The sequence below is a fragment of the Trichococcus ilyis genome (genome assembly GCF_900109135.1).
Taxonomy (GTDB): Bacteria; Bacillota; Bacilli; order Lactobacillales; family Aerococcaceae; genus Trichococcus; species Trichococcus ilyis.
In genome coordinates, this window is record NZ_FNYT01000048.1 from 1 (window position 1) to 11338 (window position 11338).

The 11338-nt window shown below is 39.2% G+C and carries 10 protein-coding genes and 2 pseudogenes; 8 read left to right on the plus strand and 4 right to left on the minus strand.

Features of this window, described 5'->3' with window-relative positions:
* Positions 1–1128: 1128 nt before the first annotated feature.
* A complete protein-coding gene (locus BMX58_RS14070) occupies positions 1129–1647 on the minus strand; it encodes a PTS sugar transporter subunit IIA (RefSeq protein ID WP_068624688.1) in 519 nt (172 codons plus the stop codon).
* Between the two features lie 66 nt (positions 1648–1713).
* Between BMX58_RS14070 and BMX58_RS14075 the strand changes: the two genes are divergently transcribed.
* The 8 genes and pseudogenes from BMX58_RS14075 to BMX58_RS14110 all read left to right on the plus strand — a co-directional run bounded on the left by BMX58_RS14075 (position 1714) and on the right by BMX58_RS14110 (position 8763).
* Positions 1714–2064, plus strand: coding sequence for a PTS sugar transporter subunit IIA (locus BMX58_RS14075; RefSeq protein ID WP_275425233.1), 351 nt, complete (start codon positions 1714–1716; stop codon positions 2062–2064).
* A 2-nt stretch (positions 2065–2066) separates the two neighbouring features.
* Positions 2067–2198, plus strand: a pseudogene (locus BMX58_RS14080) (PTS sugar transporter subunit IIB); the annotation flags it as partial.
* Positions 2199–2464: 266 nt separating this feature from the next.
* On the plus strand, positions 2465–3493 hold the full coding sequence (locus BMX58_RS14085; protein ID WP_068624682.1) for a ParA family protein: 1029 nt from the start codon (positions 2465–2467) through the stop codon (positions 3491–3493).
* A complete protein-coding gene (locus BMX58_RS14090; protein ID WP_068624680.1) occupies positions 3486–3917 on the plus strand; it encodes a hypothetical protein in 432 nt (143 codons plus the stop codon). The genes BMX58_RS14085 and BMX58_RS14090 overlap by 8 nt, the downstream gene beginning before the upstream one ends.
* A 3-nt stretch (positions 3918–3920) precedes the next feature.
* Positions 3921–4661, plus strand: a complete 741-nt coding sequence (locus tag BMX58_RS14095; protein ID WP_068624678.1) for a hypothetical protein — start codon at positions 3921–3923, stop codon at positions 4659–4661.
* A gap of 124 nt (positions 4662–4785) precedes the next feature.
* Positions 4786–5856 (plus strand): glycosyltransferase family protein, encoded by a 1071-nt coding sequence (locus tag BMX58_RS14100; RefSeq protein WP_068624677.1) that lies wholly within the window; start codon positions 4786–4788, stop codon positions 5854–5856.
* A 419-nt stretch (positions 5857–6275) separates the two neighbouring features.
* Positions 6276–7121: a hypothetical protein gene (locus BMX58_RS14105; RefSeq protein ID WP_068624675.1), complete on the plus strand. Its 846-nt coding sequence runs from the start codon at positions 6276–6278 to the stop codon at positions 7119–7121.
* Positions 7111–8763 (plus strand): hypothetical protein, encoded by a 1653-nt coding sequence (locus BMX58_RS14110; protein ID WP_068624674.1) that lies wholly within the window; start codon positions 7111–7113, stop codon positions 8761–8763. The genes BMX58_RS14105 and BMX58_RS14110 overlap by 11 nt, the downstream gene beginning before the upstream one ends.
* A 64-nt stretch (positions 8764–8827) precedes the next feature.
* On the opposite strand, the gene BMX58_RS14115 is transcribed toward BMX58_RS14110, so the two are convergent.
* The 3 genes and pseudogenes from BMX58_RS14115 to BMX58_RS14865 all read right to left on the minus strand — a co-directional run.
* Positions 8828–10222 (minus strand): hypothetical protein, encoded by a 1395-nt coding sequence (locus BMX58_RS14115; protein WP_068624672.1) that lies wholly within the window; start codon positions 10220–10222, stop codon positions 8828–8830.
* Positions 10223–10296: 74 nt separating this feature from the next.
* Positions 10297–10914 carry a hypothetical protein gene (locus BMX58_RS14120; RefSeq protein ID WP_068624670.1) on the minus strand — a complete coding sequence of 206 codons (618 nt, stop codon included), beginning with the start codon at positions 10912–10914 and terminating at the stop codon, positions 10297–10299.
* Between the two features lie 91 nt (positions 10915–11005).
* Positions 11006–11338, minus strand: a pseudogene (locus BMX58_RS14865) (IS701 family transposase); the annotation flags it as partial.

Sequence of the window (11338 nt, forward strand, 5' to 3'; positions counted from 1 at the left end):
ATCCGAAGGATAGAACAATGGCTGCATCGCAGAATCAGACAACTTATTCTTAAACGATGGAAAAGCTCACGTACGAAGATTGACAGACTATCCAAGCTTGGTCTCGATAAAGATAGCGCAAAGCGCGTCGGATTCTCCAGAAAGAAACACTGGAGGCTCTCCAAAACGCCCGAAGTTCATCGGGCACTTACGACGAAAAGACTCCACCATTGGGGCTTAATTTCATTAAGCCTCCTGGCAGAGTCTGCTTACTCAAGGTACTGAACCGCCGTGTACGGAACCGTACGCACGGTGGTGTGAGAGGACGGTAGATGAACTAATCATCTACCTCCTACTCGATCGGTGCGGTGGCTTTCCTCCGGCGAAGCCGCGGCGGTCGGAGGTGATGATCTTTTTTTGGTGTTTTCCTCCGGCGAGCGGGCTGCTGCCCGTAGCTAGCCGTCAGCTCCGATGAGGAGGGCGCTCATCGGAAGACAGAGTTGCGCTGGGTAATTCAACTCCGGTGAGCGAATGTTGGACGGAGGAGGCTGCATGGGGGGAGGCCGAACTCCGGCAAAGCCGCAGTGGTCGGAGGTGATGATTTTTTTGGACGTTCTCCTCCGGGTAGCTCAACTCCGGAGAGCAAATGTTGGCCGGAGGACGCTGCGTGGTGGGAGGCTGAACTTCGGCGAAGCCGCAGTTGTCGAAGATGCTGATCTTTTTGGATGTTTTCCTCCGGCGGGAGGGCTCTGCCCGGAATTGGGTGCCAGCTCCGATTAGGCGAGCGCTCATCGGAAGACGGAGTTGCGCCGGGTAGTCCAACTTCGGTGAGCAATTGCTGGCCGGAGGAGAACGCGTGGTGCGGAGGCCGTACTCCGGCGAAGCCGCGGTGGTTGGAGGTGACGATCTTTTTGGATGTTCTCCTCCGGCGGAAAGGGTCTTGCCCGGAGTAGGGCATCAGCTCCGATGAGGCGGGCGCTCATCGGAAGACGGAGTTGCGCTGGGTAACTCAACTCCGGTGAGCGAATGCTGGCCGGAGGAGAATGGGTGATGCGGAGGCCGAACTCCGGCGAAGCCGTGCTGTTCGTAGGTGATAGTCTTTTTGGATCCTCTTCTCCTATGAAAGAACTGTTCGTCGGAGCTGGGCCGTTAGGAAACGACAGTCAGGTTCTCGATGACGGCCATGAAATGATTGAATGAGGGATTGTTGAGGATCTGTTCTTGTTTCTCGGTCTGGTCCATCAGTTCCAGCAACAAGTCATAAAAATAGTCCGTGTTCTCATAGTCTTGTTTGGTGATCGAAAGCAGAAACACAAACTTCACCGAATGGCCGTCGCCCCAATCGATGCCCTCCGGAATCACTGCGACAGGGATGACCGATTCCAAGGCCATCAGCGACATCGGATGCGGGATGGCCAGCATATTGTTCAGGTTGGTTTGGCCAAGTTTTTCCCTCTCCATGATGCTTGCCAGGAAGGTGTCGGGTGCATAGTGATCGTTGACAAGGTTGCCCACCATCCTCTGCAGAAGGTCTTCTTTTGTCATGGGTTCATTGATATAGTAAAAGTGGTCCGGATTGAATAATTGGATGGCACCCGAACGGCAGCTATTTTCTGAATTGTCGATTGCGGCTTGCAGCTTGTTCAAATCCCTTGTGCGGCGTAACAAAATAAATAGCCTGATACTCGCGAAAAAATCGAACAGTATCAGGCTATTTGTAGTGCGCACCTTTCGGTGGGCTGTTTTTTTATATTTCGGGCTTACGAGGAAACCGGTCCGTACATTGTGGTGGCGGAGTATATCGCTTTGCCGCTTGCGCCTTCGGAATTTGGGTCGAAGGAATTAGCGATGGAGATAACGGTACTGAATACGCCCATTGCATTCGGCAATGAAGCGAATGATCCGGTCAAATATTTATTTTTCCTGAGCGCCAAGGACAGCAACACGCATTTGGAATCGTTGGCCCAGCTTGTCGACCTGCTGGAGGACAGTCATTTCTACACGATGCTGGACACGGCGACAGAAGCTTCGCAAATTTTGGATTACATCAAAGATAATGAAAATAAAAAGACTGAGGAGGAATAAGTATGTATAAAGCGTTGATAGCATGTAGAGCAGGGGAAGGGTACAGTTTGATGTTGAAGATCAAAACAGAACAGGTCATCAGAGAGAACCAGTTGCCGATCAAAGTGGTGCATTCCTCACTGGATGCCGTAAGTGATATCCAAACCAAGCGGAATTACCAGCAGTGACACCGTTTCGCATTGATCGATCGGAGGGAAAAGACATTTGTGAACGGGTATTGACACCCGAACGACTACTGTTTTTGGGATGGATGACAACAGTCATTAAACTCTTTCCAAAATAATTCAATAACAAACTAATTGGTAAATAATTGCATATTTTTTCAATCTATAAAATGTTATAATAATAGAGAGAATCTATAAAAATAAAAAAAATGGAAATTTACGAATAGGGGAGAGGTATGGAAAAGTCAGCAAAAGTCATATCATTTATTAACTTAAAAGGTGGAGTTGGTAAAACTTCATCAGCAATAAATATAGCAGATGAACTATCTAAAATAGGAACAGTTCTTGTTATTGACATGGACCCGCAGTTTAATGCTACTCAATCCTTACTTAATTATCAATTTGTACAAGCTAAAGAACATATTCCACAGCAAATTTTAGACTCGGCAGAAGAAAAATTTAAAAAGGAATACGAAGATAAGATTAAAGTTGGTGAGCAACAAGGAGAGGTTGATATAGAAAAAACAAAATTCGATATGAAATCTCAAATGGTGTATCAAGAGCTCAAAGATGCTAAAATAACTGCAAATACATTATTTAAAAAAGATGCTATTATATCTGATCTATTGTATCCCGATTTGATATACAAAATTAAAGATAATTTGTCTTTACTTCCTGGAGACTTGGATTTATTTCAAACTTTGAATGGGGATTCTGTTGGTAAACATAATATATTAGAGGATCATTTTAATAAATATCATCTTAGAAATGATTATGAGTACATAATCATAGATTGTCCGCCTAACTGGACTATTCTTACCCAAGCAAGCCTCTTTGCATCTGATTATTATGTTATCCCAAGTAAAATAGATTTGTTCTCCAGTATTGGGATTGGTCTTTTAGAAAATCTTGTTACAACAACATTTTATAAAGAAACTTCAAATTTGTATTCAACGTATTCCATGTTTCGGGATAAGATACAAAGAAAACCTGTTAAGCCATTAGGAGTTTTATTTACATTAACTCATGATATTGTGATATCTAATACTATTAAAGAAAAATTGAGAAAAGAATTATCATCTCTAAATTTTTTTAATTCAGAGATACCATATCTCTCCTCTGTTCCATTAAAATTCTCTTTGTATTCAGAAACGGGCGATAAATACAGTAGTTTAACTAATGCTTTAGAAAAAGTTGTGACAGAAATCAAAGATATTATTATGTCTGACGATGCAACCGAAGATGGAGGACAAATTGATGGATAAAGACAAAGATATGATAAATATGAGTATAGAAAATTTTGTAAAAGAGTTTAATAATTTGAACAGTAACAAATTTTCGAAAGAACAGACAATTAGTATTTTTTTAGGAACACTATTTCAATTGATAACTGATAAGAAGATTTTTAAACTCAATATTGATATCCAAAAGTTTCTGGAAGATGTTCTAAAAAAAGAATACAAGGATTATCTTTTTAGATCTAGGTCTTATCTAACTTCTAGAGTTTTAGCAGACATAAAAAAAGAAAAATCTTACAGAGAATTAGTTAATCTATCGACTAAAATTGCAGACTATTTAAATGAGAATAATGAATTAAAACAATCCATAATCAAAAATAATTCTGGTAAAAAGATAGAGGACAGCATTGTAGGTTGGGTTAATCAAGTTAATAAAAAAATAGAGGAGTAATTTATGACCAACACCTATGCTTATAACTGTTATCTAGAGTTTGAAAAGTTAAAACAAACAGTATCGTTTGATAAAACTTTTATGTTTGATAATGAAATACAAATTAAGAGGATTTTTAAACGTATATATGTAATTAATCTGCTGAAAAATAGGCCTGAATTAAAAAATATACTCGATGAAAAATTTGACATGACATTTACGTTGCTTCTAGAATCATCTTATTCATTGTTTAGCGGGCAATGTCGGTCCTCTTTGCTCTTATTGCGTTCCTCTTTAGAGTCAGGACTTCAATTTGTTACAAGAAAAGAGAGAGAATGGATTTTAGAAACAGTTGATCAAAATATAGAATTTGACGAAATCGACTATAGATTTGTGGAAACAAAAAAGAAGTTGATAAAAGATATTAGCCCATATGTAGCTGAAAGTGATTACCCAGAGTATTATTTAACAATTGACAGATGTGTTTCTTATTATAAGAAGCTATGTGAGATAGTACATTCAACCGGGAGCGCAATCCCTATTAATATTTCTTATTTTTATGCTAACTTAAATGAAAATACTTTAATCAATAAAGAAAAATTTTTTGATCTATATTCATTTAGCTTGGATACTTTATTTACATTGCTATATTTTCTTTTAAGATTAAGGTTAAAGGAATGGGATACTTATGAATTGAAAGATATCTTAAATGTACTATATAGAGATGATAAGACGGAAAAATATCTAAATTTCGTCAAGATATAAAAAATAATCCGAGTATATCGTACATTTAAATCATGACTACTCAATAAATCAAGTAAAGTGGCCCTGTTGCCAGGAAAATAGTACAATGAGTATTTGTGATAAATTGATTAGTGAAAGGTGCCACATGACCAACAAATACCTAGCATTTTACGCTTCATCCCACGGCTTCGGGCACATGACCCGTTGCCTGGCGATCATCGAGGAACTTTTGGAGACGACCAATCACCGGATTTATCTCGCGAGCGGCGTCTTTCAGAACAGCTTCGCCCGCGTTTACCTTGCCCGCTTCGGAAATCGCGTGACCTACAACGACATCCGCACCGAAGTCGGCCTCGTCAACCAGCCGAACAGCCTGCAGGTCGACATCCCGCGCCTCGAGCACGAGCTCACCGATTTCATCGCTAGTTGGGACACCACCGTCGCCGCCGAGCTCGCCATTTTGTGCGATCTGCCCGTCGCCTGCGTCATCAGCGACATCAGCGCCATCGGTATCCTCGTGGGGGAACGATTGGGTGTGCGCAACATCGGCATCGCCAACTTCACCTGGTGCGAACAGTACGAGCACCTGGGCCTTTCCGAAACCATTATTGCCCGCTTCCGGGAAATCTATGCCAAACTCGACCTCCTGATCGAATACGACCTGATGCTGCCGACCCATAATCTTGCTGTCCCAAGAAAACAGATTGGCTTCATCGCGCGCAAATTCAATCCCGACCGCATCGCAGCCATCAAAGCCGAATACGGCCCCAGCATCTTCATCACCTGTGGCAAATCCGCTGATCTGGACGCCATCCAAGTCGACAACTACGCCGGCACCATCTTCACAACCAGCGGCATCAAAATCACTGCCGATGCTAACGCAACCGTCGTCCAGCTGCCCGTCGAAACCTTCGACACCCACAACTACCTCGCCGCCAGCGACACCGTCATCGCCAAAGCCGGCTGGGGCACTATCTCCGAAGCACTGCTTTCGAAACGGAACCTTGTGCTGATCGAAAGGGAAGGCGTCTTGGAAGATACCGAAAACATCGATGAACTGAAACGTCGTGGAGTCGCCGTTTCGATCAAAGAAATCGAACTGGCGCGCATCGATATGCAGGCGGTAAACGACCTTATCACAACGAACATCGTCCGAGGGAATCTGGATGCGTATCAGAATTCAGTTGGGGATATCATTCACACTCTGAACATCTGAGCAACGCCAAAGGTGTGCCTACCTCCGATTAGACAAACCCTAACCGAAGCAAAGCGTACGCAAAAAAGCTCAACTCCTACTAGCAAACGCTGGCCGGAGTTGAGTTTTTTTTCGAAGTGCCTCCTCCGGTGAGCGAATGCTGGCCGGAGGAGGCTGCATGGTGGGGAGGCCGAACTCTGGCGAAGCCGCGGTGGTCGGAGGTGATGGTCTTTTGGGATGTTGTTCTCCGGCGGAAGGCTGTTGCCCGGAAATGATCATTTTTCAAAGTATAAAATTTTTTTGAAACAATTCTAATGAAGTAATTTTATTTATTTGTATGCTGAGCGAATGAAATGTAGTAAAATTGAACTAGTAACGCATATTCAATATAACGGTGATTGCAAATTTTTATGCATTTAAATATTTATTTGGAGGTTACTATGGATACGGCAGCAGGATTACTCACTAACTATATGCAAATATCCCCACATGAACTTGAAAATGGACTAAGTACAATCAGCTTTATCCAGAAAGAAGGGATTGGCAGAATTTATTTTGACAAAGTAGCGGAATTGAAATTTGGTGATAAAGAGGAAGAGTATATTCAAAAATTACACAAAGCCATAAGAAATGAACCTAAAAATATTAAGTATTTAAGTGAGGCCTTGATCGAATGGTACAATAGTTGGTATCAGACGTTTAGGAAGTTTGATGTCACCACGGCAAAAAATTATTTTCACGAAAGACCATTGCATACTTGGCTCTATTGTTTAATGAATGGAAAAAATGAAATTTTTCAAAATTTAGCAGGGGAGGAACTGATCGTCTTACGGAGATCTCGGTATGAGGAATTGACTGCCAAAGAGAAAAAGAAACCCGAATTTGTTTTGAATAGCAACAAACATATTGATCAAAAAACTGATTTTTTGGACAAAATGGAAGCGCTGTATCAGAAAGACCGAGATGTTCGAATGAAGGTTTTACTTATGGATAAAAAAATGGCAATTTTTCATGAGAGTAATTGGGACTGGAATACTCTAGAAAATCTAAAAAATGAGTACCATTTTGAAATGATTGATCAATATCCTGCCATAGATAAACCAAAGTCGATCGGAGAATATGATTATTATGTACTGGTTACTTCAAGAGCCTCTCATTCTACAAAAAATGTATTGGAAAGTAAGATAAGCAAGGAAAAAATTATTTTTGTGAGCGCCGATAATACGGATAGAGTAATGGAACAACTCAAATTTCAATTGGAGGGGAATTTGCAAAATGATGAATGAACAGAGCAGTTTAATCAGCTTGATTTCAAATAAAATCAAGTTTATAGATAGCGTGACTTACAAAGAATTAATAAATACACAATTAAAACTTGAAAGTGTTGATTTAGAAAGCCTTGCGGATAAGTTTTCAAAATTTGCGTTTGTTTTGGAAAAGGATGATGAAGCCTACTACACAGTTCTGGAAGATAAAATTCTGGAATTTCAAAATGAATTCATCCAATCTTGTAAAAAATTGTGTAGTGAACGAGTTAGCTACAATTTAGAATTACAAATGAAAGTTCAGAATACAATTGTTCCTTATTATTTAGGAAGATTTCAAATTAACCTTTCAAGAGAAATCAGTTTCTTACCACTGGATTTGAGACTTTATATTTACTTGATATTGTTGGAAAATGAGGCTAGTGCATACCGGCAGAAAGAAATATTGAATAGAATCGCGACGACTTTGTATAAGGCAGATGAGCAGTATTATGGGGAAATTGCAGTTTTCTTATCAGCGTGGCTTAGATACAAGACAAATGTTTCACTGGGATTTGAACAATTACCATTTTATGAATTGGTGACAATTGAGCAAAAATCATACATTTCTTCAAACGTTACCCGGGAAAAAATAATGAATGCTGCAGATTTGACTGCCGATGTTGCAGGCAGAGAATTTTGGTATGGTATCAAAGCGCATGCAAATTTAAGTGCAATTCATAATGTCGAGGTTGCTAAAATTACACTTGATCTATTTTGCACTTATTTTGAAAAAGCTTTTGCTGGTGTAGGTGAGATAAAAACACTTATCATGGATATGTATAAGACAAAGTATACCAGAAATGTTGAAAAATGGTTAAAGAGCCAAGGTTTAGAAGGGGTAAACATTGTTACCAGATATGAGCCTTTGATTGCGACTGATGAAAAAATGATAATCGATTCCACTAAATATATTGAAGAGAAGCAGGCTGAGTACTCCCGATTGATCATACAAAACCATAAGTCGTACCAATATGAATTTTGGAATTATTCGAAGCCGTTAGTTTCAGAAGAAAGATTTGTATGCGAAAATGCTATTACACAACAAGATAGTGTAACGTACATAACAGATTTGAAAAATGTGCTCAGGAAAAATAGAGTTGTAATATCTGCATTGGATAACTACTTAATTGATTTGACTACTGCGATGATGCGCTCGAACGATTGGGATCTTGGAGCTCTCAATCTCACGGTGGGTCTGTTGAAAGACTTGAGTGTTTTAGTTTGGCTAAGAAGCCCACAGCAGGAAGAAGATATATTCAATTTGTTGGACACATTAGAAGAGATAGTAAGAAACGATGAATCCATTTCTAAAGTGGGAGAGGGCTGGCCAATCGGAATAATAGTGGAAGACAAGAAAAAACCTGTCAAAGCTATTGTTTATTCAACGAATCTAAATCATCCAGCCTATATAGGTCATCAATATTTAAGAACTTCCCTGGCAAATCTTTCCGATAAGGAAATAGAAGAATTCTTAGCTTTTGGAAGAAATGTACAACTTTGTTATTGGAGCAGGATAGAAAAAAGGGTCGGAGTGGACAGATCTATCAAAAAAGTCCGATCAGAATTTTGGAAGACGATTTCTTCAGAACGATCTAATTTTATTACAGCCGAAAATTTATAAAACAAAAAAATAGTCTGAGTACACACGACACAAAAACCGTTTGATACTCAGGCTATTTGATTTTTTAGTTAAAATCGTCAAAATTATAAGGGTTATCTCCAGATTCCCAAGCTTCCCTATATTCTTGCATTTGACGTTCCTCGAAGCGTTCAGCTTGATATATTGAAAGGCTATCCTCTGCTTCAGCTAGAATAATATCATCATAATATTCATTGATATCTGCTACTTCTTCTGCTTGTGAAAATCTTCTGAAATAAAGACTGGTTACACGCTCTACTAGAATACGCATCATTCGCTCCTCGTAGTCCGTAAAAATGAGCGGAGAAGGATTGGAGTATTTGGGATCGACAGCCTTGCCAATGGCTTGTGGATGCTCAAAAGATGCAACCTCTACGAAGTGTTCTTTGTCTAAATTTGAAACGTACACAAATGTAATTTCATCATAAATATCTTCTGAGTCCCACACAAGGGATGGAAGAAACTTTGTGAGCCATAGTTGGAGAGTCTCCCCTGGATATGAGGCTTTTCTGAAACGGAATTTCCGGTCTTCTTGAAATGTATCGATGTACAATCGGATAGCAGCTCCAACTAAATTAGGGTCCTGGTTAGGTATGATGGTCAAATTTGGATGCAAATATTTTAGGTGCACGATAGAGTTTTCATTTTCTTCCACTTTCAGGAATGATTCGTAGGTTTCGTTAGTCATCTTTACAAAAATATGCCCGGGTGTGGGTTGTTCTGTAATTAAATGAAACTCTTTCGATAAAAGTACTTGAAGATCCTCCATAAGTTTTCGTGACTCTGTTGGGTAGGTACATTGCATGCTGTTCAGGTCTGAAAGTTCATCTTGTTTTTCCCACTCAGATTTAGAAGTGCGCCCTGTCCATTCCAGCCGGTCACCTTTTTGGGTCAATATGATGTAATGGATGTCAGGGTGCATTAGCCCTTTTATCCAAACCGCATTTGTAAGAAAGCTCTCACCAGGTTTGAAGAAGAGAACATTATTTAATACAAATGTTCCAGATCGAGGCATGAATTGGTACATTAGGATGGCTGAACTCCCTTCTGTACGGAGGTCTTCTGGGAGAAGATAGATATCGTTCAACTCATCTCCAAATTGAGAAATATGAATATCATGAAGAAGGTCTACAAAAGTCATTCTCTTATATTCTCTTCCTTTAACCCAACGTTTTTGCAATTCTCGAAAATCTTCGCACAACGAGTAATAATGACTTCGCATTTCATCTGGTGTGTTGGGATATAGTTTCTCTCTTTTCACTCTTTTGCCTAATTCAAAACGTGCCCAGCCAGCATTCCAGTTATGGTATTTGATGTGATGTAAAACCATCATCTGAGATGGTTCGTGTTGTTCTACTGTGGCCTTATAAAAGGTAAGGCTAATTCCTTCTATGTTCCATTCAACTAAATTTTTTGTTTTTGTTCGTTCTGGATTGTTCATTCTGTTTGACCCCCTAACAACTGTGTAAAAAAATGCATACCATAGAAAACAGATGTTAAAAAAAACTAATTATGCTAAGGCTGCTGGCCTGTAAATGCGATATTTTGAAGTAAAAAATTTGTATGGAAAACGGAATACTTGTTTATTAGAGAAACATTATTTTCAGTACTATTTTTTAAAAGGTCGCCTAGTATAGGCAAATTGGTTTGGACCGATAGTACTCCCAAGAAATCTATTAAAATACCATTAAGAGTCATCCAATAGCAATAATCAAAGTCCACAGCTTCTATTTTTGCTTGAATAGTGGGGTATTTATCATCATACAATTTTTTCTGGTTCGAATATAAACTCTCTAATTTTTGCTTAGTTCTAATTTGATAATCATTTATTGTCGAATTCTTAGAATTTTCAGTGGGAAAATTCTTTTTCTCAAAGATAGTGGATATATAGTCAGATAGAAGGGTATTCATTTCACATAGGTATGAAATATTGTTATACATTACATCTAAGTATTCAGCAGATGAATGGACTCTTCCCCTTTTTGTAAGGAGAGTATGTTTTAAGCCAGTTTGATAGCTAAAAGGTTCTTTGTTTGCAAGTATTGTTTCAAAAATATTCGAGTATAAAATTTCAGTTTGTTTGTTTTGTTCTGGTGTAATCGAATTGGAATTTGTTTTTCTGAAAAAATTCATAATAATCCCTCCATGAAGTTATCTCGATAAAATGAAAACGCGTACAATTAATTTTATATCTTTTTATATATTGACACCACTTTACAAGTAATTAAAAATTGTGCTTTTCTTCAACCCATTGCTCATAAGCCTTTAGGATTGCCAGCGATTTAATCCTATTTTCGATGGAAAGCACGAAAGTATAGAAAAATACTTCCTGCTGGATCGCCATTCCAATGAGTTGTTTCTTCACTTGAGAACTTTCCTCCTTCAAATGGGCATACCTCTCCTGCTTGAAGGGAAGAAGCTGAACGCAACTATAGGCAATGGCTAAGAAGTTGACGTAACTTTCAATTCCTTTTTTGCTTCTGACCATATATTTGCCGAATGACCAAAAGGTCTTCTGTTCATAAAAGATAACCTCGATTGCCCAACGAAATCCATA